Source organism: Vulcaniibacterium thermophilum, assembly GCF_007923255.1.
GTDB classification, from domain to species: domain Bacteria; phylum Pseudomonadota; class Gammaproteobacteria; order Xanthomonadales; family Xanthomonadaceae; genus Lysobacter_F; species Lysobacter_F thermophilum.
This window is the reverse complement of record NZ_VOHJ01000009.1, coordinates 16463-37927: the sequence shown is the minus strand read 5'-3', so window position 1 is coordinate 37927 and position 21465 is coordinate 16463. Positions and strand designations below refer to the sequence as shown.

23 protein-coding genes are annotated in these 21465 nt (G+C 70.7%); 9 read left to right on the top strand and 14 right to left on the bottom strand.

The features are described from left to right. The first annotated feature begins 87 nt into the window (after positions 1–87). Complete coding sequence (gene clpA / locus FQY64_RS05545; RefSeq protein ID WP_146472740.1) at positions 88–2361, top strand: ATP-dependent Clp protease ATP-binding subunit ClpA; 2274 nt, start codon at positions 88–90, stop codon at positions 2359–2361. Positions 2362–2445: 84 nt separating this feature from the next. On the opposite strand, the gene FQY64_RS05540 is transcribed toward clpA, so the two are convergent. The 6 genes from FQY64_RS05540 to trxB form a co-directional block, all read right to left on the bottom strand. Then, positions 2446–2793, bottom strand: coding sequence for a hypothetical protein (locus FQY64_RS05540; RefSeq protein ID WP_146472738.1), 348 nt, complete (start codon positions 2791–2793; stop codon positions 2446–2448). A 167-nt stretch (positions 2794–2960) separates the two neighbouring features. Further along, positions 2961–3179 (bottom strand): translation initiation factor IF-1, encoded by a 219-nt coding sequence (infA, locus tag FQY64_RS05535; protein WP_027083105.1) that lies wholly within the window; start codon positions 3177–3179, stop codon positions 2961–2963. Positions 3180–3262: 83 nt separating this feature from the next. Continuing rightward, positions 3263–4012: a leucyl/phenylalanyl-tRNA--protein transferase gene (aat, locus tag FQY64_RS05530; protein ID WP_146472736.1), complete on the bottom strand. Its 750-nt coding sequence runs from the start codon at positions 4010–4012 to the stop codon at positions 3263–3265. Further along, entirely contained in the window at positions 3981–5141 is a 1161-nt protein-coding gene (locus tag FQY64_RS05525) for a GNAT family N-acetyltransferase (protein WP_146472734.1), read from the bottom strand. The genes aat and FQY64_RS05525 overlap by 32 nt, the downstream gene beginning before the upstream one ends. After that, positions 5138–5563: a GNAT family N-acetyltransferase gene (locus tag FQY64_RS05520; protein WP_146472732.1), complete on the bottom strand. Its 426-nt coding sequence runs from the start codon at positions 5561–5563 to the stop codon at positions 5138–5140. Before FQY64_RS05520 ends, FQY64_RS05525 begins: the two co-directional genes overlap by 4 nt. Next, positions 5563–6516 (bottom strand): thioredoxin-disulfide reductase, encoded by a 954-nt coding sequence (gene trxB, locus FQY64_RS05515; protein WP_146472730.1) that lies wholly within the window; start codon positions 6514–6516, stop codon positions 5563–5565. Before trxB ends, FQY64_RS05520 begins: the two co-directional genes overlap by 1 nt. Positions 6517–6724: 208 nt before the next feature. Between trxB and FQY64_RS05510 the strand changes: the two genes are divergently transcribed. The 6 genes from FQY64_RS05510 to crcB all read left to right on the top strand — a co-directional run bounded on the left by FQY64_RS05510 (position 6725) and on the right by crcB (position 13678). Next, positions 6725–7792 carry an alanine dehydrogenase gene (locus tag FQY64_RS05510; protein ID WP_146472728.1) on the top strand — a complete coding sequence of 356 codons (1068 nt, stop codon included), beginning with the start codon at positions 6725–6727 and terminating at the stop codon, positions 7790–7792. 153 nt (positions 7793–7945) lie between these two features. Then, positions 7946–10300 (top strand): DNA translocase FtsK, encoded by a 2355-nt coding sequence (locus tag FQY64_RS05505; protein ID WP_146472726.1) that lies wholly within the window; start codon positions 7946–7948, stop codon positions 10298–10300. 89 nt (positions 10301–10389) lie between these two features. Then, positions 10390–11019 (top strand): outer membrane lipoprotein periplasmic chaperone LolA, encoded by a 630-nt coding sequence (lolA, locus tag FQY64_RS05500; protein ID WP_146472724.1) that lies wholly within the window; start codon positions 10390–10392, stop codon positions 11017–11019. Positions 11020–11144: 125 nt separating this feature from the next. Next, on the top strand, positions 11145–11825 hold the full coding sequence (locus FQY64_RS05495) for a hypothetical protein (RefSeq protein WP_146472722.1): 681 nt from the start codon (positions 11145–11147) through the stop codon (positions 11823–11825). Between the two features lie 72 nt (positions 11826–11897). Next, positions 11898–13280, top strand: coding sequence for a replication-associated recombination protein A (locus FQY64_RS05490; RefSeq protein ID WP_386112639.1), 1383 nt, complete (start codon positions 11898–11900; stop codon positions 13278–13280). Further along, the gene (gene crcB / locus FQY64_RS05485; protein WP_146472720.1) at positions 13277–13678 is read left to right on the top strand and encodes a fluoride efflux transporter CrcB; all 402 of its coding nucleotides are present in this window, start codon (positions 13277–13279) and stop codon (positions 13676–13678) included. Before FQY64_RS05490 ends, crcB begins: the two co-directional genes overlap by 4 nt. Before the next feature lie 89 nt (positions 13679–13767). Here crcB and FQY64_RS05480 read toward each other — a convergent pair whose 3' ends face one another. Continuing rightward, the gene (locus FQY64_RS05480) at positions 13768–14463 is read right to left on the bottom strand and encodes a hypothetical protein (protein ID WP_146472718.1); all 696 of its coding nucleotides are present in this window, start codon (positions 14461–14463) and stop codon (positions 13768–13770) included. A 3-nt stretch (positions 14464–14466) separates the two neighbouring features. Further along, complete coding sequence (locus FQY64_RS05475; protein WP_146472716.1) at positions 14467–14790, bottom strand: hypothetical protein; 324 nt, start codon at positions 14788–14790, stop codon at positions 14467–14469. A gap of 196 nt (positions 14791–14986) precedes the next feature. Between FQY64_RS05475 and sctU the strand changes: the two genes are divergently transcribed. After that, positions 14987–16057 carry a type III secretion system export apparatus subunit SctU gene (gene sctU / locus FQY64_RS05470; RefSeq protein ID WP_146472714.1) on the top strand — a complete coding sequence of 357 codons (1071 nt, stop codon included), beginning with the start codon at positions 14987–14989 and terminating at the stop codon, positions 16055–16057. A gap of 7 nt (positions 16058–16064) precedes the next feature. Here the strand turns inward: sctU and sctT are convergent, their stop codons facing one another. Genes sctT through FQY64_RS05440 form a run of 6 tightly spaced genes read right to left on the bottom strand, consistent with a single transcriptional unit; the run spans position 16065 to position 20693 of the window. After that, positions 16065–16847: a type III secretion system export apparatus subunit SctT gene (gene sctT / locus FQY64_RS05465; protein ID WP_146472712.1), complete on the bottom strand. Its 783-nt coding sequence runs from the start codon at positions 16845–16847 to the stop codon at positions 16065–16067. A 3-nt stretch (positions 16848–16850) separates the two neighbouring features. Continuing rightward, on the bottom strand, positions 16851–17117 hold the full coding sequence (sctS, locus tag FQY64_RS05460) for a type III secretion system export apparatus subunit SctS (protein WP_146472710.1): 267 nt from the start codon (positions 17115–17117) through the stop codon (positions 16851–16853). 51 nt (positions 17118–17168) lie between these two features. Beyond that, positions 17169–17981, bottom strand: a complete 813-nt coding sequence (locus tag FQY64_RS05455; RefSeq protein WP_186760868.1) for an EscR/YscR/HrcR family type III secretion system export apparatus protein — start codon at positions 17979–17981, stop codon at positions 17169–17171. Between the two features lie 3 nt (positions 17982–17984). Further along, positions 17985–19025: a type III secretion system cytoplasmic ring protein SctQ gene (gene sctQ / locus FQY64_RS05450; RefSeq protein ID WP_146472708.1), complete on the bottom strand. Its 1041-nt coding sequence runs from the start codon at positions 19023–19025 to the stop codon at positions 17985–17987. Continuing rightward, positions 19018–19620 (bottom strand): response regulator transcription factor, encoded by a 603-nt coding sequence (locus FQY64_RS05445; protein WP_146472706.1) that lies wholly within the window; start codon positions 19618–19620, stop codon positions 19018–19020. Before FQY64_RS05445 ends, sctQ begins: the two co-directional genes overlap by 8 nt. Further along, entirely contained in the window at positions 19617–20693 is a 1077-nt protein-coding gene (locus FQY64_RS05440) for a sensor histidine kinase (RefSeq protein WP_146472704.1), read from the bottom strand. The genes FQY64_RS05445 and FQY64_RS05440 overlap by 4 nt, the downstream gene beginning before the upstream one ends. A gap of 193 nt (positions 20694–20886) precedes the next feature. On the opposite strand from FQY64_RS05440, the gene FQY64_RS14720 reads away from it, so the two are divergent. Then, positions 20887–21174: a flagellar biosynthetic protein FliO gene (locus FQY64_RS14720; RefSeq protein ID WP_186760867.1), complete on the top strand. Its 288-nt coding sequence runs from the start codon at positions 20887–20889 to the stop codon at positions 21172–21174. The last annotated feature ends 291 nt before the right edge of the window (positions 21175–21465 follow it).

The following is a 21465-nucleotide window of genomic DNA, read 5'->3' as shown; positions in this document are numbered from 1 at the left end:
AGCCGTACGGCGGCGTCGGCTCCGGAGATGGAAAAGCGGACGGGTGCCCCCACCTAAGGCGCAGACGTTCTCGGAGGCTTGATGCCCATGTTCAGCAAAGATCTCGAGTACAGCATCGGCCAGTGCTACAAGCGCGCGCGGGAAGCCCGTCATGAGTTCATGACGGTCGAGCACCTGCTGCTCGCGCTGCTCGACAATCCCTCGGCCGAGGCGGTGCTCAAGGCCTGCAACTGCGATTTCGCCCGGTTGCGCCACGACCTGGAGCAGGTGATCGCCACCACCGTCGCGATCATTCCCGACGGGGTCGACCGCGATACCCAGCCGACGCTCGGCTTCCAGCGCGTGCTGCAGCGCGCGGTCTACCACGTGCAGTCGTCGGGGAAGAAGGAAGTCTCCGGCGCCAACGTGCTGGTGGCGATCTTCGGCGAGAAGGATTCGCACGCGGTGTACTTCCTCAACCAGCAGGACATCGCGCGGCTCGACGTCGTCAACTACCTGTCGCACGGCATCACCAAACACGGCGCCGAGGACGCGCACGGCGAGGAGGGCGCCGCCGGCGGCGAGCCGGGCGAGGGCGAGCCGAAGGGCGACGCGCTGAGCGAGTACGCGGTCAATCTGAACCAGCTCGCGCGCGAGGGGCGGATCGACCCGCTGGTCGGCCGCGGCGAGGAGGTGGAGCGGACCATCCAGGTGCTGTGCCGGCGTCGCAAGAACAACCCGCTGTTCGTGGGCGAGGCCGGCGTGGGCAAGACCGCGATCGCCGAAGGCCTCGCCAAGCGCATCGTCGACGGCCAGGTGCCCGAGGTGCTGGCGCACGCCACCATCTACGCGCTCGACCTCGGCGCGCTGGTGGCCGGCACCAAGTACCGCGGCGACTTCGAGAAGCGGCTGAAGGCGGTGCTGGCGCAGTTGCGCAAGCACCCGCACTCGATCCTGTTCATCGACGAGATCCACACCATCATCGGCGCGGGCTCCGCCTCCGGCGGCACGATGGACGCGAGCAATCTGATCAAGCCCGCGCTGTCGTCCGGCGAGCTGCGCTGCATCGGCTCGACCACGTTCCAGGAATACCGAGGGATCTTCGAGAAGGATCGCGCGCTGGCGCGCCGCTTCCAGAAGATCGACATCGTCGAGCCCACCGTGGGCGAGGCGGTGGAGATCCTCAAGGGGCTCAAGCCGAAGTACGAGGCGCACCACGGCGTGGTGTACGACGACAAGGCGATCCAGGCCGCGGTCGATCTGTCGGTCAAGCACATCGCCGACCGCCTGCTGCCGGACAAGGCGATCGACGTCATCGACGAGGCCGGCGCGCGCCAGCGCCTGCTGCCCGCCGACCAGCGCAAGACCACCATCGACACCGAGGAGATCGAGATGATCGTCGCCAAGATGGCGCGCATCCCGACCAAGCAGGTGTCGGCCAACGACAAGGACGTGCTGCGCAATCTCGAACGCAACCTGAAGATGGTGATCTTCGGCCAGGACGAGGCGATCGAGACGCTGGCGTCGGCGATCAAGCTCGCGCGCTCGGGCCTCGCCAATCCGGACAAGCCGATCGGCAGCTTCCTGTTCGCAGGGCCCACCGGCGTCGGCAAGACCGAGGTCACCAAGCAGCTCGCGCTGCAGCTCGGCATCGAGCTGGTGCGGTTCGACATGTCCGAGTACATGGAGCCGCATTCGGTCAGCCGCCTGATCGGCGCGCCGCCGGGCTACGTCGGCTTCGACCAGGGCGGCCTGCTGACCGAGAAGATCGTCAAGACGCCGCACTGCGTGCTGCTGCTGGACGAGATCGAGAAGGCGCACCCGGACATCTTCAACATCCTGCTGCAGGTGATGGACCGCGGCGTGCTGACCGACACCAACGGCCGCGAGGCGAACTTCCGCAACGTCATCCTGGTGATGACCACCAACGCCGGCGCGGCGCACGCCTCGCGGCGTTCGATCGGCTTCACCAAGCAGGACCATTCGACCGACGCCATGGAAGCGATCCGCAAGGGGTTCTCGCCCGAATTCCGCAACCGCCTGGACGCCGTCATCCAGTTCCATCCGCTCGGTCTGGAGCACATCCTGCGCGTGGTCGACAAGTTCCTCATCGAGCTGGAGAGCCAGTTGCACGAGAAGAACGTCACGCTCACCGCGACCCCGGTGGCGCGCGAATGGCTGGCCCAGCACGGCTTCGACCCGCAGATGGGCGCCCGGCCGATGGCGCGCGTCATCCAGGACAAGATCAAGCGCCCGCTCGCCGACGAGCTGCTGTTCGGCAAGCTGGTCGACGGCGGCCGCGTGCTGATCGACGTGCGCGACAACCAGTTGCACGTCGAGGCCCAGCCCGAACCGGAGCGGCTGCTGCCGGCGACGGTGTAGACGCGGGATGCGCAGGCGCGACGAAGGGCGGCCCCGGGGCCGCCCTTCGCGTTCTGCCACTCCGCGGAAGCGGCGCCGCCGCGCTCAGCGCGAGCGCTTGCGCAGGCGGGCGAACGTCCCGGCGTCGATGCGTTCGAGCGACGACGCGGAACAGGTGGCGTTCTTCAGGCGCACGCGGGTGCCGCTGGCGCAGATGCGGCCGGCGGTGCCCTCGGTGTCGAACGCGAAGCGGGTGGAGATCGTGAGATCGCCGCAGTCGTCCACGCCGAGCCGGTAATGCGACTCGCCGTCGCGCACCAGCACGAACTGGCTGCCGTAGCGGTAGGCCTGGTGGCCGGGACCGAGGTCGACGCAGCCCTCGACGGGCTCGCCGGCGATGGCGGGCAGGGAGGCGGAAAGCAGGAGAAGGAAGATCGGAAGCCGGATGCGCATGCGTGGGTCCTCGTGCGGCTCGTCGTGAGCCCGGAACCACGCTAGCGGGAGCGCGCCGGAGAGTGATCTGCGGGAAGTCGTCGTGACCTTCGTCGTATCGCGACGGACGGTGCGACGCCGGGCGGCTCCGGCGCATCCGCGGCCGGGCGCGGCGCCCGGCGCGGCGGTCACTTCATGCGGTAGGTGATGCGGCCCTTGGTCAGGTCGTAGGGCGTCATTTCCACCTTGACCCGGTCGCCGGTCAGGATGCGGATGTAGTTCTTCCGCATACGACCGGAAATGTGGGCGATGATCTCGTGCCCGTTTTCGAGGCGCACGCGGAACATGGTGTTCGGCAGCGTCTCCGACACCGTGCCCTCGAATTCGATCACGTCGTCTTTAGCCATGCGGTTGTGCTTGTACGGGGAGCGGGCGGAGCCCGCGAAGCCGCGGATTCTGCCATGCGGGCGGTGAAGCCGCAAAAACGCGGTCAGCCGGCGGTCGGCGGCGAGGCCAGATCCGCGGCCGCCCGCTCGCCGAAGCGCTCGCGCCAGGAGCCGGGCGGCTCCGGCTGGGCGACGAGCGCGCGGTTGGCGGCGAGGAAGGCGTCGCGCGGCCAGCGTTCGGCCCCGAGGGCGAGCAGGTGCGGGTTCTCGACCTGGGCGTCGATCAGCGGCCAGCCCCACGCGTGCAGGGCGCGGGCGAGCGCGGCGAGCGCGACCTTGGAGCCGCCGGATTCGGCGCTGAACATGCTCTCTCCGTAGAACATCCGCCCCAGCGCCATGCCGTAGAGGCCGCCGACCAGCCGGTCCCCGTCGAACACCTCGATCGAATGCGCATGGCCGAGGCGGTGCATGGTCCGGTACGCCTGGCGCATCTCGGGCGTGATCCAGGTGCCCGGCTGGCCGGCGCGCGGGATGTCGGCGCAGGCGGCGATGACCTCGTCGAAGCGGGTGTCGGCGCACACCACCCACCGGCTGCGGCGCAGGCCGCGGCGGAACTTGGAGCCGAGGCGGATGCCGTCGGTGCGGAACACCGTGCGCGGATCGGGGCTCCACCACAGGATCGGCTGTCCGGGCGCGTACCACGGGAACGCGCCGGCGCGATAGGCGTTGAGCAGGCGCGCCGGGTTGAGGTCGCCGCCGACCGCGAGCAGGCCGTCGGGCTCCCGCAACGCGGTTTCCGCGGGCGGGAACGACGCCTCGGGGTCAGGCGGTAGCAGGGCCGGCAGGCGGGGCATCGGGGCGATCCTGCTTGAACGGGCTGTGCGCCGCCAGCGCGACGGCGTGCCGGCGCACCGCCGCCGCCTCCTCCCGGCACCAGGCGGCGAGCGCGGACCGGAAACGGTCGTCCGCGATCCAGTGCCGGCTGCGCACCAGGGCGGGGAGGAAGCCGCGCGCGATCTTGTGCTCGCCCTGCGCGCCCGGCTCGAAGCGGCGCAGGCCCTCCCGCAGGCAGTACTCGAGGCCCTGGTAGTAGCAGGTCTCGAAATGCAGCCCCGGCAGCGCCTCGCGGGTTCCCCAGTAGCGGCCGTGGAGGGTGTCGCCGCCGCGCAGGCACAGCGCGCCGGCGACGGTGCGGCCGTCGCGCTCGGCGAGGAACAGCACCAGCGCGCGCGGCATGGTGCGGGCGAGATGCTCGAAGAAGGGCAACGTCAGCGCCGGATGGTTGCCGTAGGCCGCGAACGTGTCGCGGTAGAAGGCGTGCATCGCGGCCAGATCGCCGGCGCTGGCTTCGTCGCCGTGCACGGTGCGGAAGCGGATGCCTTGGCGCGCGAGCCGGGCGCGCTCCTGGCGGATGTTCTTGCGGTGGCGGTGGTCCATCGCGCCGAGCAGGTCCTCGAACGTCGTCCAGCCCTCCCGGCGCGTCCAGTGGTACTGCACGTCCAGCCGCGGCAGCCAGGCGTCGTCGAAGGCCTCGTCCTCGTCCTCGCGATGGAAGTTGACGTGCGCCGAGGACAGCCCGGCCGCGCGCGCCGACTCCACCGCCGCATGCAGCAACCGCCGCCGCGCCGCGGCGTCGCGCGCGAGCAGGCGCGGGCCGGTGACCGGCGAGTAGGGCACGCCGAACAGCCACTTCGGGTAGTAGTGCAGCCCGTGCCGCGCGTACGCGTGCGCCCAGGCGTGGTCGAACACGAACTCGCCGTGCGAATTGGTCTTCAGATAGCCCGGCGCCGCCGCGATCAGCGTGCCGCGCTCCCACAGCGTGAGGTGACGCGGCGTCCAGCCCAACCGCGGCTGCAGGCAGCCGTGGACTTCCAGCCCGTGCAGGAAGGCATGCGCGACGAACGGATTGCGGCCGTCGTGGAGCGCGTCCCACTGCGCGGCCGGAACGTCCGCGAGCGTGTGCAGCAGGCGCGCTTCGCTCATGTCCTGCGACGGTAGACGTCCGGATCGTGCTTCTGCATGTGCCGCTCGGGCTCGGTCAGCGCGCCGAACCCGAGCTGCGCGTACAGCGGCTGCATGTCGCGGGTGACCAGATGCCAGCGGCGCAGGCCCTGCAGACGCGGATCGGCCATCAGCGCGGCGACCAGCGCCCGCGCGTGGCCGCGGCGGCGATGCGCGGGCAGCACGAACACGTCGGCCAGATAGGCGAACGTGGCGTGGTCGCTGACGGCGCGCGCGAACGCCACCTGGCGGCCGTCGACGTAACCGCCGTAGCAGATCGAATGCGCCAGCGCACGCTCGAGCGTCGCACGCGGAATGCCCTGCGCCCAGTACGACTCGCGGGCGAGGTAGTCGTGGATCAGCGCGACGTCCAGTTCGCCGGGGTCGGCGCTGATCCGCAGCATCAGCCTTCCTTGTCCAGGAACTTCTCGGCGTCGAGCGCCGCCATGCAGCCGAAGCCGGCCGAGGTGATCGCCTGACGGTAGACCTGGTCGGCGACGTCGCCGGCGGCGAACACGCCCGGCACCGAGGTCTGGGTCGCCATGCCCTCGAGCCCGGAGCGGATCACGATGTAGCCGTTGCGCATCTCGAGCTGGCCCTCGAACAGCGACGTGTTCGGCGTGTGCCCGATCGCCACGAACAGGCCGTGGATCGGGATCTCGCGCGTGCCGCCGTCGAGCACCGATTTCACCCGCACGCCGGTGACGCCGGCATCGTTGCCGAGCACCTCGTCGACGACGTGGTGCCAGACGGTCTCGATCTTGCCGGTCTGCGCCTTGGCGAACAGCTTGTCCTGCATGATCTTCTCGGCGCGCAGGGTGTCGCGGCGGTGCACCAGGTACACCTTGCGCGCGATGTTCGACAGGTACAGCGCCTCCTCGACCGCGGTGTTGCCGCCGCCGATCACCGCGACGTCCTGGTCCTTGTAGAAGAAGCCGTCGCAGGTGGCGCAGGCGGACACGCCGCGGCCCTTGAACAGCTCCTCCGACGGCAGGCCCAGGTACTTCGCGGTGGCGCCGGTGGCGATGATCAGCGCGTCGCAGGTGTATTCGCCGTTGTCGCCGCGCAGACGGAACGGACGGCGCGAGAGGTCCGCGCTGTGGATGTGGTCGAACACGATTTCCGTGTCGAAGCGTTCCGCGTGCGCCTGCATGCGCGCCATCAGGTCCGGCCCCATCAGGCCGTGCGCGTCGCCCGGCCAGTTGTCGACCTCGGTGGTGGTCATCAACTGGCCGCCCATCTGCAGGCCCGTGACCACCATCGGCTTGAGGTTCGCGCGTGCGGCGTAGATCGCCGCGGTCCAGCCGGCGGGGCCGGAGCCGAGGATGAGGACGCGGGCGTGCTTGGTGGGGGTCATGTATATAATTCGCGGGCTTGATGCGACGTTGCGCGGGCCGGCCTGCGCGGCCGGGATGTGGGCCCATAGCTTGGGGGCCGCATGCCGCCAAGACAAGGCGCTCGCCGCGGACGTATCGTTGCAGACCGCTTCCCGCAATCCATCCACAACCAGGCCCGAGCATGCGCCGCGCACCGCGGCGTTTTTTCTGGGCCGAACGGAGACAGCAATGCGTATCGGCATCCCGAAGGAAACCAAGACTCTCGAAGGCCGCGTGGCGCTGGTGCCGGCGGCGGCGGGCGATCTGGTGAACCGCGGCCACGAGGTCTGGATCGAACAGGGCGCGGGCCTGAAGAGCGGCTTCAAGGACGAGGATTACACCCGCCTCGGCGTGAAGATCGCCCCGGATGCCGCCGCGCTGTACGAGAAAGGCGAGCTGATCGTGAAGGTGAAGGAGCCGATCGAGGGCGATCTGCAGCACCTGCGCCGCGATCATCTGCTGTTCTGCTACCTGCACCTGGCGCCGCTGCCGGAGCTGACGCGCCGCCTGCTCGACATCGGCCTGACCGGCGTCGCGTTCGAGACGGTCGAGCTGGACGACGGCTCGCTGCCGCTGCTGGCGCCGATGTCGATCATCGCCGGCAAGATCGGCGTGCAGGTCGGCACGCACCTGCTGCATCAGCCGATGGGGGGCAAGGGCAAGCTGCTCGGCGGTCTGCCTTCGACCGAGCGCGGCAAGGTGGTGGTGTTCGGCGCCGGTGCGGCGGGCGGCAACGCCGCGGCGCTGGCGGCGGCCGGCGGCGCCAACGTGGTGGTGTTCGAGAAGCGCCAGGACCGCATGGAGGCGATGATGCGCCTGGGCAACAACGTCACCGCGCTGTACCCGTACGACGAGGTGGTCGCGCGCGAGGTGGCCTCCGCCGATCTCGTCATCGGCGCGGTGCTGGTCACCGGCGCGGTCGCCCCGCACGTGGTCACGCGCGAGATGCTCAAGGGCATGGAGGACGGCAGCGTGGTGGTCGACATCTCGATCGACCAGGGCGGCTGCTTCGAGACCTCGCGTCCGACCACCTGGAAGGAGCCGACCTACGTCGAGGAGGGCGTGACCCACTTCGCCGTCACCAACATGCCGGGCGCGGTGCCGCAGACCAGCTCGCAGGCGATCTGCGCGGCGATCCTGCCGTGGGTGAACAAGCTGGCGTCCGGCAACTGGCGCGACAGCAAGCCGCTGCTGCGCGGCATCAACGTCGAGGGCGGACGCATCGTCCATCCGGCGCTGCAGGGCATGAGGGTGTGATGGAGGCGGGATCGGGGATTCGCCATCCGGCCTCCGGCGTGCGGCGCTCGCGCGGTCCCCGCAGCCTGACGGGTCGTTCAGCGAATCCCCGATACCCAGTCCCGAATCCCGTATATTCAACGGCTAACGGCACCTAGCTCAGGCAGAACCTCAGTGGCGCAGGCTCCCGCCGCCAGCCGGAAAAAGCTCCGTACCGAGAAGCAGGCGCCGTCGCCGCGGCGGCAGCGTCTGCTGCGCGACATCGCGCTGATTCTGATCGCGCCGGTGCTGCTGTACCTGCTGGTGTGCCTGGTCAGCTACTCGCCGGCCGATCCCGGCTGGTCGCGGCAGGGCAGCCTGACCGCGCCGCTGCACAACCTCGGCGGGCAGGTCGGCGCGGTGCTGGCCGACGTGCTGATCTACCTGGCCGGCTATGTCGCCTTCCTGCTGCCGGTGATCCTGGGCTACGTCGCCTGGATCGCGCTGTTCGGCGGCGAGCGCGAGCAGGAGGCCGACCGCGATTTCGGACCTGCGCTGAAGCTGATCGGCATCGTCGGCTTTCTGGTTTCGGCCACCGGCCTGCTGCAACTGCGCGTCGGCAGCGTGGAGGATTTCCCGGCCGGCGCGGGCGGCATCCTCGGCTCGCTGGTCGGCACCTCGCTCGACCGCGGCTTCGGCGCGGTCGGCGGCAACCTGTTCCTGACCGCGCTGCTGCTGGTGTCGGTGACGCTGGCCACCGGCCTGTCGTGGCTGGCGGTGATGGATCGCATCGGCGGCTGGACGCTGGCGCTCGGTCCGCTGCTGCAGAAGCTGTTCCGCCGCGGCACCCAGCAGGCCAGCCAGTGGCAGCAGGCGCGCGCGTTGCGCGAGGAGCGCGAGGAGGTCCGCAAGGTCGAGTCCGAACTGCGCGCCAAGCGCGCGCCGGTGAAGATCGAGCCGCCGCCGGCGCCGGTGGTGGAGAAGAGCGAGCGCGCCAAGCGCGAGCAGCAGATCCCGCTGTTCCATGTCGCCGATCCGAGCGGCCTGCCGCCGCTGTCGCTGCTCGACGACCCCAAGCCGCAGCCGAAGGGCTACGACGAACAGACGCTGGAGACGCTCTCGCGCCAGATCGAGTTCAAGCTGCGCGACTTCCGCATCGAGGCGCAGGTGGTCGGCGCGTATCCGGGCCCGGTCATCACCCGCTTCGAGATCGAACCCGCGCCGGGCGTGAAGGTCAGCCAGATCAGCTCGCTCGACAAGGACATCGCGCGCGGGCTGTCGGTGAAGTCGGTGCGCGTGGTCGACGTGATTCCCGGCAAGTCGGTGATCGGCCTGGAGATCCCGAACGTCAACCGGGAAATGATCTACCTCTCCGAGCTGCTGCGCTCGAAGGAGTACGACAAGTCGGCCAGTCCGCTCACGCTGGCGCTCGGCAAGGACATCGCCGGCCGCCCGACGGTGGCGGACCTCGCCCGCATGCCGCACCTGCTGGTGGCCGGCACCACCGGCTCGGGCAAGTCGGTCGCGGTCAACGCGATGGTGCTGTCGCTGCTGTACAAGGCCTCCGCCAAGGACGTGCGGATGCTGATGATCGACCCGAAGATGCTGGAGCTGTCGGTCTACCAGGGCATTCCGCACCTGCTGGCGCCGGTGGTGACCGACATGAAGGAGGCCGCCAACGGCCTGCGCTGGTGCGTGGCGGAGATGGAGCGCCGCTACAAGCTGATGAGCGCGGTCGGCGTGCGCAATCTGGCCGGCTTCAACAAGAAGGTGAAGGACGCGATCGACGCCGGCCAACCGCTGATGGACCCGCTGTTCAAGCCGAACGCCGAGCTCGGCGAGGCGCCGCGGCCGCTGGAAACGCTGCCGTACATCGTCGTGTTCATCGACGAATTCGCCGACATGATGATGATCGTCGGCAAGAAGGTGGAGGAGCTGATCGCGCGCCTGGCGCAGAAGGCGCGCGCGGCCGGCATCCACCTGATCCTGGCGACGCAGCGGCCGTCGGTGGACGTCATCACCGGCCTGATCAAGGCCAACATCCCGACCCGCATCGCGTTCCAGGTGTCGAGCAAGATCGACTCGCGCACCATCCTCGACCAGTCGGGCGCGGAGACGCTGCTCGGCCACGGCGACATGCTCTACCTGCCGCCGGGCACGGCGATGCCCGAGCGCGTGCACGGCGCGTTCGTCAGCGACGAGGAGGTGCACCGCGTGGTGGAGTTCCTCAAGCAGGGCGGGGCGCCCGACTACATCGACGGCGTGCTGGAGGAAGTGCAGACGCTGGGCGACGGCGTGGTGGTCGGACCGACCGGGCTGCCGGAATCGGGCGGCGGCGCCGGCGACGAATCCGATCCGCTGTACGACGAGGCGGTGAAGATCGTCACCGAGACCCGTCGCGCGTCGATCTCCGGCGTGCAGCGCCGGCTGAAGATCGGCTACAACCGCGCCGCGCGCCTGATCGAGGCGATGGAGGCGGCCGGCATCGTCAGCCCGCCCGAGCACAACGGCGACCGCACCGTGCTGGCGCCGCCGCCGCCCAAGCCCTGAACGCGCGTTCACGCGGTCCTCGCGCATCCGCGGCGCGTTCATCATCGCCGCGGCAGACTCGCCCCATGTTCCGATCCGTCAGGAGCCCCATGAACCGGATGCTCAAGCTCGGCGCCTCGCTCGCGCTCTCGCTCGTCATCGTCGCCCCGGCCTGGGCCGGCGCGCGCGACGACCTCGCCGCCTTCACCCGCGGCCTCAAGGGCCTGGAAGGCCGCTTCACCCAGCAGGTGTTCGACAGCCGCGGCAAGGTCAAGGAAACCGCGAGCGGCACGGTGGCACTGTCGGCGCCGCGTCTGTTCCGCTGGGAATACACGAAGCCGTATCCGCAACTGATCCTGGCCGACGGTCGCAAGGTGTGGAATTACGAGCCGGACCTGGAGCAGGTCACGGTGCGCGCGCAGGGGCCGGAGGAGCAGAACCATCCGCTGTCGGCGCTGATCGATCCGGGCCGCCTCGACCGCCAGTTCACCGTGCAGGAGGAAGGCGCGCGCGATGGCCTGGAATGGCTGGCGCTGACGCCGAAGCAGGGCGAGGACGCCGGTTTCCGCAGCGCCAGGCTCGGCTTCGCGCGCGGGCAGCTTGGCGTGCTGGAGATCGTCGATGCCGCCGGCCAGCGCACGGTGATCCGCTTCGACGGCTGGAAGAGGAATCCGGCGTTCGCGGCCAGCCGCTTCCGCTTCGCGCCGCCCAAGGGTGTGGACGTGATCGGCGAGGGCTGAGCCCGCTCCGTCGTTCGCCTGCCCGGGAAGGCCCGCCACGTGCGGGCCTTCCCGCATCGGCGATCCCTGAAAGCTTCAGGCGCAGGCGGACGCGCTCACGGCCGCTCCACCGCACGCGCAGGACAGTGACTGCGACGCATCGCGTGGAGGCGCGCGTGATCCGGCACTCGTCGACGGCCGTTCTGCTGGTGGGCCTGCTCGCATGGGCGGCGGGCGGCATCGCCGTGCGGCCGGCGGGCACGGCGGCCGAGTCCGTGTGGCCGGTGGGCGAGCCCGATGCGCCCCCGAGACCGGTGGCCACGCAGGCGCGTCTGGAGCGCCTGGTGGCCGCGAGCTTCGCTCCGCATGCGGCGGCGGTCGAGCTGGAGCAGGTCGCCAGCGAGCCGGTCAGCCTGCGCGATCGGCTGCTGCGCATGCAGGGCCGGCTGCGACTGGCCGAGGGCGCCGCGTGGCTGCCGTTCCGCGCCGAGGCGGTCGCCGATGCCGGGTTGGAAGAGGCGACGGTGCTGGCGTTGACGCTGGAGGGAGAGGCGCCGGCGACGGCCTCCGCGCATCTGCGCGACGCGCTCCGCGAGCGGCTGCGCGAGCGGCTGACCGGCGAGTTCGCTGCGCAGGCCGCCGAGGTGGAGCTGACGGACATTCGCGTCCGCACCCTCGATGGACGCCACCTGCTGGTGCAGGCGGACGCGCGCGCCGGCTTCGGCGCCGACGGCACCGCGCGTGCCGAGGTGGTCGCCGTCTGGGACGAGGGCGCCGCGCATTGGCGCCGTTTCGAATACGCGTTGGCTGCGGTGGACGAGGGCTAGCGTCCGCGCGTTGCGCCGCCGCGCCGCGTGAACGCGCGCGCGGCGGCGAGGGGACGGGCGGGCGGTATGCTCATGCGCCCGTCCACCGGAGAGCCCCGTCTGGCCCGCCGCTCCGCTCCCGATGCCACGCCCGACCTGCTCGCCGGCGAGCGCGAGTCGCTGCGTCCGCTCGCCGAGCGCATGCGGCCGCGCACGCTCGACGAGATGGTGGGGCAACGCCGTCTGCTGGCGCCGAAGTCCGCGTTGCGGCGTGCGATCGAAGGCGGTCGCGTGCACTCGATGGTGCTGTGGGGGCCGCCCGGCTGCGGCAAGACCACGCTCGCGCTGCTGCTGGCGAAGTACGCCGATGCCGAATTCCACGCGATCAGCGCCGTGCTGTCGGGGCTGCCCGAGGTGCGCCAGGTGCTGGCCGAGGCCGAGCGCCGGTTCGCCGCCGGGCGCCGCACGGTGCTGTTCGTCGACGAGGTGCACCGTTTCAACAAGGCGCAGCAGGACGCGTTCCTGCCGCACATCGAGCGCGGGACGATCCTGTTCGTCGGCGCGACCACCGAGAACCCGTCGTTCGAACTGAACTCGGCGCTGCTTTCCCGTTGCCGCGTGCACGTGATGGAGGCGGTGTCGGCGGACGACATCGAGCAGGCGCTGCGGCGGGCGCTGGACGACGAGGAGCGCGGCCTGGGCGGGCGCGGGCTGCGGGTGTCGGACAGCGCGCTGCGCGAGATCGCCGGCGCCGCCGACGGCGACGTGCGGCGCGCGCTGACGCTGCTGGAGATCGCCGCGGAACTTGCCGAAAGCGAGGCCGGCGAGGTCACCGAGTCGACGCTCGCGCAGGTGCTGGCCGACCGCACGCGCCGCTTCGACAAGGGCGGCGAGCAGTTCTACGACCAGATCTCGGCGTTGCACAAGTCGGTGCGCAGTTCCAACCCCGACGCCGCGCTGTACTGGCTGGCGCGCATGCTCGACGGCGGCTGCGATCCGGTCTATCTGGCGCGCCGTCTGACGCGGATGGCGGTCGAGGATGTCGGACTGGCGGACCCGCGCGCGCTGACGATGGCGCTGGAGGCGTGGGACACCTTCGAGCGGCTCGGCAGCCCTGAAGGCGAGCTGGCGCTGGCGCAGGTGGCGATCTACCTCGCCTCCACCGCGAAGTCGAACGCGGGCTACCTCGCCTTCGGCGAAGCGCGCCGCGACGTGCGCGAGTACGGCACGCAGGAGGTGCCGCTGCACCTGCGCAACGCGCCGACGAAGCTGATGAAGCAGCTCGGCTACGGCCGCGGCTACCAGTACGACCATGAGGTCGAGGGCGGCACCGCGCTCGACCAGACCGCGTTTCCCGATGCGATGGGCGAGCGCGTGTACTACCGGCCGGTGGAGCGCGGGCTGGAGCTGAAGCTCAAGGAGAAGCTCGACCGCCTGCGCGCCGAGCGCGCGCGGGCACGCGGGGAGGACGCATGAGGACGCTGGCGCTGCAGCTCGGCGCGATCGGCCTCGGCGCCGTGCTCGGCGCATGGGCGCGCTGGACGCTGTCGCTCTGGCTGCCGGCCTGGCACGGCGTGCCGCTGGGCACGCTGGCGGCCAACCTGATCGGCGGTTATGCGATCGGCGTGGCGGTGGCGTGCTTCGCCGCCGCGCCGGGCATGGCGCCGGAGTGGCGGTTGTTCGTGGTGACCGGCCTGCTCGGCGCGCTGACCACGTTCTCCAGTTTCTCCATCGAAGTGATCGCGCTGCTGGAGCGGCAGCAGTTCGCGGGCGCCGCGCTTGCGGTGACGACGCACGTGGTGGGTTCGCTGCTGGCGACCGCGCTGGGCCTGGCTACCGTGCGCGCGGTGCGTGCGCTCGTGGGGCAAGCGTAGCGTCCTGCATGAGCGGCTGCGGCCGCGATGGGTCCTCGCAGGCGCGCGGGTCGCGGCTGAAGCTGCTCCAGCAGGGAGCGGTGGGGTGGTCAGAGGTCGCGCACGATCCAGGTGCGCTGTGGCGTGTCCGCGTGCGATTCGGCGGCGGCGCGCGCGATGTCCCCGGGCGGCAGGCCCGCCTGCCAGGCGCGCGCCAGCGCGGCGAGGTGTTCGCGGGTGGTGCGGGTGTAGGCGCCTTCCAGTTCGTTCTGCGCGTCGGCCGCGAGCTTCTGCGGATACAGCACGCGCGCCTCGGCGCTGTGGTCGAGCAGGCCGATCAGTTTCGCGAGCGCCTGCTGGAAGGTTCCGATGCCGAGCGTCACCCGCTGGGTACGTTGCAGGTGCCACACGACGAGGTATTCGACCGGCCCCAGCAGACGGCGCGGAGTGGCGCCGAAGAAGTGGCCGGAGAGCGCGCTCGCGGCCAGCGGGCCGGTGCTTTCCGGAAGCCGCGTCGCGCCCCAGGAGCTGAGCGCGCCGCCGGGCAGGTCCATGCGCCGCAGGGCGGTGCCGAAGGTGTCGGCGACCAGCCGCTTGGCGCGCGTGTCGTCGCTTTCGGCGATCACGTTCAGCAGGCGCAGGAACAGCGGGTACTGCTCCTCGCCCAGCCGTCTGACCACGCGCTTGAGCACGGCCAGCCGGTACTCGGCATCGTCGTGCGCCGCGAGCGCGGCGACCAGCCGCGCGGCCGAACGCCGCAGCGCTTCCGCGGAGGGAACCGGGCTGCCGGCCAGCGCGGCGTGCATGGGTCAGACGAGCGGGTCGAGCACGGCGTCGGCCGCGTGATCGGCGGCGGGCGCGAGCTCCAGCGCGGCCAGCGTGCGCTGCAGGACCGGCTCGGCGTTCAGCAGCCGCGGCGGGGCGACGCCGGCCCACGCGGGCGCATTGAGCACGTGCTCGCCGGCATCGACCGCCGCGCCCGGCGGGGCGGTATCGGCAAGGACCGCCTCGGCGGCGGCGTCGGCGGCGCGCGGAACATCGCGGCCGCGCAGTTCCTCCAGCGACGGCGCATCGCCGCCCAGGCCATCGAGGCCGGGGCGGTCGAGTCGCGGATCGGGACGGATGCTGCTCATCGGCGCGCGCGGAAGGCTTTGGGATTCGACGGCCGCCACTTTACGCCGAGGGCAGGAGGGGAGCATCTGGGGTCGACCCTAGGGGCAGGCGGGGCGTTCAGCGCGGTCGTCGGCCGGTCGAACGCGTTCGCGGGTTCACCGCGGCCGAACGCGGCCTTCACTACGGTCGGGCCGTCCGCAGCAAGGGGGCACGCGCATGGCGAAGGACCAGGGCGCCGACAAGACCGAGAAGCCGACTCCGAAACGGATCAAGGACGCCCGCAAGGAAGGCAACGTCAGCAAGAGCCGCGAGCTGACCAGCACGGTGCTGGTGCTGGCCTGGCTCATCGGCGGCTGGATGCTGCTGGACTTCATGGGCCAGCGCCTGTCGGCGCTGTTCGAGCTGAGCCTGAAGGCGATCGCGTTGCCGTTCGAGCAGGCCGCCCCGCTGCTGGGCTGGGCGGCGTTCGAGACCCTGCTGTGGCTCACGCTGCCGCTGCTGGCGATGGCGGTGTTCGTCGGTGCGGTGGTCGAGTTCCTGCAGGTGGGACCGATCGCGACGCTCGCCAAGGTCAAGCCCGACCTGAGCAAGCTCAATCCGGTCGAAGGCCTGAAGAAGATGTTCTCGATGGACAACCTGGTCGAGCTGGTGAAGTCCATCTTCAAGAGCGCGGCGCTGATCGGCATCGGTGCCTACGTGGTATGGGCCATGCGCGGCGAGCTGCTGACGCTGCCGCTGGCGCCGCCGGAAGCGATCGGCGCCGGCATCTGGCACGGCCTGCTGCGCATCGTGATCTGGACGATCTTCGCGTTCTTCTTCATCTCGGTGCTGGATGCGTGGTACCAGAAGTTCTCCTACCTGAAGCAGTTGCGCATGAGCCGGCGCGACATCAAGCAGGAGGTCAAGGAGAACGAGGGCGATCCGTACATCAAGCAGCGCCGGCGGCAACTGCACCAGGAGTGGGCGCAGCAGAACATGCTCAACGCGGTGCGGCAGGCCAACGTGGTGGTCACCAACCCGACCCACATCGCGATCGCCATCCAGTACGAGCACGGCGTCACCGATCTGCCGGTGGTGGTGGCCAAGGGCGAGGGCTGGCTGGCGGAGGAGATCAAGCAGGTGGCGGAGGACGCGGGCGTGCCGATCCTGCAGAACATCGAACTGGCGCGCGGTCTGAACGCGCGCGCGGAGCTCGACGAGTACATCGGCAGCGAATTCTTCGAGGCCGTCGCCGAGGTGCTGCACTGGGCCGAGGGCGTGCGGCGGGAGCGCGAGCGGAACGGGTGAAGCGGGGCTAGGCGAACAGGCGCCGCAGCGCCTCCAGCAGGCCGCGGTTGGCGCCCAGCCGCTCCAGCACGATCTCGACGTACACGCCCAGCGAGAGCATCAGCACCGCGGTCGCCAGCCATGCCTTGATCGGCATGGTCAGCGCGAACACGTTGAGCTGCGGCGCGTAACGGTTGACCAGGCCGAACGAGAGATCGATCAGCATCATCAGCACGATCGCCGGCGCGGCCAGCACCAGCAGCGTGGTCATGAGATAGCTGAACTGGCCGGTGAAGAAGGCGATGCCGCTGCGGTGCAGTTCGGGGTAGTACGACGTCACCGGCCACAGCGCGTAGCTGGAGATCAGCAGGTCGAGAAAGATCAGGAACGCGCCGCTGGCCATGAACAGCATCGCCGCGAACTCGGACATGAATTCGCCATGCAGCGAGGTCTGGTGACCCTGGATCGGATCGAACACCGACGCCAGCGCCATCCCCACCTGGCTGTCGAGCAGGTTGCCGGCGGCGCCGAAGGCCCAGAACACGATGCCGAACACGAACCCGATCGCGGCGCCCAGGAACAGTTCCTTGAGCACGATGAACGGCCAGTCCGGCACCGTCACCGCATCGAGCGCGGTGCCGCCCAGCGCGACCGGCATCGCCACCAGCGCCAGGCTCGCCATGAAGCTGTTGCGCACGGTGGCCGGCACGGTTTCCGGGGTCATCAGCGGCAGCATCAGGAACGCGCCGATCACCCGCGGCAGGGTGATGCCGAAAGCGAGCAGCGCATTGCCGAGCGGGTCGAAGGCCATCCGCTAGCGCCGCACGAGCGTGGGGAAGTCCATGAACAGCCGGTCGGCGAAGGTGTACAGCGTGCCGCCGATCAGGGATGCGGTGACGAACAGGGTGATCACGATCACCACGAACTTCACCGCGTAGGTGAACGTCTGCTCCTGCAACTGCGTGGCGGCCTGGATGAAGGCGACCACCAGGCCGACGATTGACGCGGCGGCGATCGGCGGACCCGAGAGGATCAGCGTCAGCCACAGCGCCTGTTTGGTGAGTTCGAGCATGTCGGCCATGGGCGGGCTCGAGGATTCGCGATTTGGGTGCGGGATTGGGGATCGGGATGGCTAGGCGTAGGTCAGCACCAGGCCGTGCACCAGCTTGGCCCAGCCGCCGATCAGCACGAACAGCAACAGCTTGAACGGCAGCGACACGGTGGTGGGCGAGAGCATCATCATCCCCAGCGACAGCAGGATGTTGGACACCACCAGATCGATGATCAGGAACGGCAGGAAGATCAGGAAGCCGATTTGGAACGCCGCGGTCAGCTCGCTCACGGTGAACGCGGGCACGACCACGATGTAGTCGTTCGCCGTCACCGTGTGGCGCCGCTCCGGCGGCAGCAGCCGCTGCGCGCTGCGCAGGAAGAAGGCGCGCTCGGCCTCGCTGGAGTGGCGGATCAGGAACGCGCGCAGCGGCTCCTTGCCGGCCTCGATCAGCGCCAGCAGGCGGTCGGTGGTCATGCGTCCGCCCGGTCCGGCGGCGGGCAGCGCGGGGCCTGCGCTCGCGGCCGCGGCGGACGGCGCGCGGATCTCCTCGGTGGAGCGCACGTCGGCCACGATCTCCGGATCGACGATCGGCGCCGCCGCGGCGGCTGCCGGCGCGGCCAGCGCAGGCGCGGGACGTCCTTCCGCGCGCGCCTTGACCGCGGCGTGGGTGTCGAGGATCACCGGATACATCACGTAGATCGACAGGATCAGCGCCAGCCCGTTGATGACGACGTTGGGCGGCACCTGCTGCAGGCCCAGCGCGTTGCGCAGCAGGCTGAGCACCACCACGATCTTGGTGAACGAGGTCACCATGACCGCGACGAACGGCGCCAGCGCCAGGCTGACGACGACCACCAGCACCAGCGCCGGCGAGAACGTGCTGAAGTCCATCGCTCAGCTCCAGGACAGCAGCCGGACTCCGAGCGTGTCGCCCACCGCCACCAGCTCGCCGCGGCCGGCCACCTTGCCGTTGGCGCGCAGCACGACGTTGGCGCCCTCGGCCGGCGCCGGCAGCGCGAACACGTAGCCGGGCTGCAATGCGCCGAGCGCGTCGAGCGTGAGCTCGAGGCTGCCGACCTCGAACTCGATGCGCACCGGCACGTCCGGGACGCTCGCGGTTTCAGCGGAAGGCGCGGTCGGAGCGACGTCGGAACTCACGGGAATCTCCTGCGACGGGAAGAAAGGTTGGCCCGCGCCGTCGACGCGCCAGCCGGCGGCGTCGCGCGCCAGCGGCCACAGGCGTCCGTGCATGCGCAGCTCGGCGCGCTGCAGTCGCGCGTGCGGGCCGATCACCAGCACGTCGCCCGGGCGCAGCGCGCGCCATTGCGACGCATCGAGCGCGGGGCCCGGCAGGGCGACGCGCGCGGGCAGCGGGAGCGCCGACCAGGGCGCGTTCTCCGCCGCCACGCGTTCGGCGCGTTCGGCCAGCCGCGGCGCCCACGCCAGCGGCACGCGCAGCGCGCCCGACAGCGCCGCGCCGCCGTCGACCTCGAAGCGCAGCCACAGCGCCTCGCGTTCGGCGGCGGCTTCGGCGGCCGCGGCCTGCGCGAGATCCTCGTCGGCGAGCGGCAGCAGCGCGGCGCCCAATGCCTCGCTCAGCCGCACCAGCGCGGGTTCGTAAGCCAGCGCCCAGGCCAGCACGCGCGCGCGCCCCACGTGGTCGCTCCAGCGCAGGCCGTTGTGCAGCTCCGCGCACGGCGTGCCGGGCGCGAACGCGAGCGCCAGCCGATCGCCGTCGGCATCCAGCGCGATCGCGTGCTCCGCCCGCACGCCCGGCCGCAGGCGCAGCGCGCCGTCGCGCAGCGGCCAGCGCAGAGGGGCGCCGAACAGCAGGCGCAGGGCCTCGGCATGCGCGTGCGAAAGCCGCGGCAGGCGTTCGCGCAGCGGCGTCGCGAGGGGCGCATGGGCGAGGGATTCGCGGGTCGCGTCAGCCATGTCCGAGCGCGACCTTCATCAGTTCGGGCAGCGTCTTCACGCCGAGCTTGGCCATCATGTTCGCGCGATGCAGTTCCACCGTCTTGATGCTGATGCCGAGAATGTCGGCGATGATCTTGTTCGGTTTGCTGGCGACCACCAGGTCGAGCACCTGTCGCTCGCGCGGACTGAGCCTGGCCAGCCGCTCGTTGTGCACCACGGGACCGCCTGCGTCGCGCCGGGGCGCGCAGGCGAGGCGGATCGCATCCAGCAGGGCCTCGTCGCTGAACGGCTTCTCGATGAAGTTGGAGGCGCCCTTGCGCATCGCTTCCACCGCCATCGGCACATCGCCGTGCGCGGTGACGAACACCAGCGGCAGCGGAACGCCGCGCCGCCGCAGTTCTTCCTGGAGCTGCAGGCCGCTCATCTCGGGCATGCGGATGTCGGACACCAGACATTCGGCGGCGGCGCCGTGCCGCTGGCGCGCGTAGTCGTCGAGGAACTCGCGCGCGCCGGCGTAGGCGTCGACCTCGTAGCCGGCGGTCTCCAGCAGCCACGCGGTCGACTCGCGGAAGCCGGGATTGTCGTCGACCAGGTAGACGCGGGTGACGCTCATGCGCGGCCCTCCGCGCGCGGCAGGGTGAAGCCGAACACGCTGCCGCCCCCTTGGCGCGGTTCGTGGAACAGGCGGCCTTCGTGGTATTCGACGATCGAACGGCAGATGGCGAGGCCGATGCCCAGCCCGTCGCTCTTGGTGGTGAAGAACGGCGAGAACAACTGGCCCTGCTCGGCGGGCGTCAGCCCCGGCCCGCGGTCGCAGACCCGGACTTCGACGTCGCCGTCGAGATTGACGCGTCCTTCGACGCGCAGCGCGCGCTGGGGCGGCGCCACCTCGCGCATCGCCTCGATGGCGTTCTTCACCAGGTTCAGCAGGACCTGCTCGATCATCACGCGGTCGGCGTAGACCGCCGGCAGATCGGGCGCGAGCGCGAGCTCGATCCGCAGTTGCAGGCGCTCGGCCTCCAGCCGCAGCAGTTCGACCACGTTGCCGGCGATGGCGTCGAGGCGGTGGGCATCGCGGCGCGGCTCGCGCGCGCGCACGAACTCGCGCACCCGCGCGATCACCGCGCTGGCGTGCTCGGCCTGCGCGCGCGCGGCCTGCAGGGCGCGTTCCACCTGCACCGGGCCGCCGGCCTGCGCCACCAGCCGCAGACTTCCGTTGAGGTAGTTGACGATGGTGGCGAGCGGTTGATTGAGTTCGTGCGCGAGCGTCGCCGCCATCTCGCCGACCGACATCAGCCGCGAGGTGAACAGCAGCTTCTCCTGCCGGCGCTTCTGCGCGTTGAGCGCCTCGATGCGTTCGGTGACGTCGACCGCCGTCAGCAGTTCGAAGCCGTCCCCGCTGGCGCCGCGGTGCACCGCGTACCAGCGGCCGCTGTGCGGCGCCATCACCTCGGCCTCGCGCGGGGCGTGTTGCTCGGGCACGCCCAGCCGGCGCAGCAGGGCATCGCGCGAGACGTGCTCGTCGAGAGCGCCGAACGCGCGTTCGAACGCCGGATTGCAGCGCAGCAGATGGCCGTCGTCGCGGTCGTACAGCGCGCAGGGATGCGGCAACGCCTGCAGCACCGCGTCGTGCGCGGGCGGCGGGGGACGGGCGGCGGCGGTGGCGGTCGGGCGTGCGCGCGCCATCGCTCAGCCTCCTGCGGCGCCCCGAAGGGCGCCCCGGTTGCGCGACACACGCCGCGCGACGCACGCTTCCGGTTCCGCAACGTCGAGCCGCGCTCCGCCCATGACTGCTTTCCCTGCTTTCGTCTCGTCGCTGGCGTCGCTGCCGGCTCCCGCTTTCGCTGCGGTCGCTCCCACGGCGGGGGAAGTGCCGCTGGTGGCGGAGATCGCCGGCATCGTGCTGCCGATCGTGCTGCTGATCGGCGCGCTGGCGGCCGTGCTGTATCTGCTGCGCAAGCGGCACGGCATCGCCTCGCGCGATGCGCCGCTGAGCGTGGTGCAGGTGCTGGCGGTCGGCGCGCGCGAACGGATCGTGGTCGTGCGCACGCGCTCGGGGCGCGCGCTCGCGGTGGGTGTCGCGTCGCACTCGGTGCGGTTGATCGCGTCACTCGGCGAAGACGATCTCGGCACGCGCGCTCAATCCGTTGATCACATGGATGAGTAGAGCTTGGCGCTGCGGCGTTAACGCCGCGTCATCGTTCGGCGACACTTCATGCAACTGCGGCGGAAGTGCGAAATGGCGCACGTGTCGCATGCATGGTTCACATGAGCTTTACACACATCGGCGAGGCGCCTGCTTAGTATCGATCGCGAACAAGGCCTCGGTGGCGCGCGGTGAAGACGCAGGCGTTCATTGCATGGAGTGCAGGGTGCGGCAGACCGCGTGAGCGGTGCCGCGGGCGCGGGAATGCGGGGCGCGTCGCGGGGTCGCAAGCGGTCGCGAGCGCCGCGCGCA

What these genes read in the sequence shown, in the direction of transcription:
- clpA (WP_146472740.1), top strand. Translation starts at nt 88, where the DNA reads ATGTTCAGCAAAGATCTCGAGTACAGCATCGGCCAGTGCTACAAGCGC.
- FQY64_RS05540 (WP_146472738.1), bottom strand. Translation starts at nt 2,793, where the DNA reads ATGCGCATCCGGCTTCCGATCTTCCTTCTCCTGCTTTCCGCCTCCCTG.
- infA (WP_027083105.1), bottom strand. Translation starts at nt 3,179, where the DNA reads ATGGCTAAAGACGACGTGATCGAATTCGAGGGCACGGTGTCGGAGACG.
- aat (WP_146472736.1), bottom strand. Translation starts at nt 4,012, where the DNA reads ATGCCCCGCCTGCCGGCCCTGCTACCGCCTGACCCCGAGGCGTCGTTC.
- FQY64_RS05525 (WP_146472734.1), bottom strand. Translation starts at nt 5,141, where the DNA reads ATGAGCGAAGCGCGCCTGCTGCACACGCTCGCGGACGTTCCGGCCGCG.
- FQY64_RS05520 (WP_146472732.1), bottom strand. Translation starts at nt 5,563, where the DNA reads ATGCTGCGGATCAGCGCCGACCCCGGCGAACTGGACGTCGCGCTGATC.
- trxB (WP_146472730.1), bottom strand. Translation starts at nt 6,516, where the DNA reads ATGACCCCCACCAAGCACGCCCGCGTCCTCATCCTCGGCTCCGGCCCC.
- FQY64_RS05510 (WP_146472728.1), top strand. Translation starts at nt 6,725, where the DNA reads ATGCGTATCGGCATCCCGAAGGAAACCAAGACTCTCGAAGGCCGCGTG.
- lolA (WP_146472724.1), top strand. Translation starts at nt 10,390, where the DNA reads ATGAACCGGATGCTCAAGCTCGGCGCCTCGCTCGCGCTCTCGCTCGTC.
- FQY64_RS05490 (WP_386112639.1), top strand. Translation starts at nt 11,898, where the DNA reads ATGCGCCCGTCCACCGGAGAGCCCCGTCTGGCCCGCCGCTCCGCTCCC.
- crcB (WP_146472720.1), top strand. Translation starts at nt 13,277, where the DNA reads ATGAGGACGCTGGCGCTGCAGCTCGGCGCGATCGGCCTCGGCGCCGTG.
- FQY64_RS05480 (WP_146472718.1), bottom strand. Translation starts at nt 14,463, where the DNA reads ATGCACGCCGCGCTGGCCGGCAGCCCGGTTCCCTCCGCGGAAGCGCTG.
- FQY64_RS05475 (WP_146472716.1), bottom strand. Translation starts at nt 14,790, where the DNA reads ATGAGCAGCATCCGTCCCGATCCGCGACTCGACCGCCCCGGCCTCGAT.
- sctU (WP_146472714.1), top strand. Translation starts at nt 14,987, where the DNA reads ATGGCGAAGGACCAGGGCGCCGACAAGACCGAGAAGCCGACTCCGAAA.
- sctT (WP_146472712.1), bottom strand. Translation starts at nt 16,847, where the DNA reads ATGGCCTTCGACCCGCTCGGCAATGCGCTGCTCGCTTTCGGCATCACC.
- sctS (WP_146472710.1), bottom strand. Translation starts at nt 17,117, where the DNA reads ATGGCCGACATGCTCGAACTCACCAAACAGGCGCTGTGGCTGACGCTG.
- FQY64_RS05455 (WP_186760868.1), bottom strand. Translation starts at nt 17,981, where the DNA reads ATGGACTTCAGCACGTTCTCGCCGGCGCTGGTGCTGGTGGTCGTCGTC.
- sctQ (WP_146472708.1), bottom strand. Translation starts at nt 19,025, where the DNA reads ATGGCTGACGCGACCCGCGAATCCCTCGCCCATGCGCCCCTCGCGACG.
- FQY64_RS05445 (WP_146472706.1), bottom strand. Translation starts at nt 19,620, where the DNA reads ATGAGCGTCACCCGCGTCTACCTGGTCGACGACAATCCCGGCTTCCGC.
- FQY64_RS05440 (WP_146472704.1), bottom strand. Translation starts at nt 20,693, where the DNA reads ATGGCGCGCGCACGCCCGACCGCCACCGCCGCCGCCCGTCCCCCGCCG.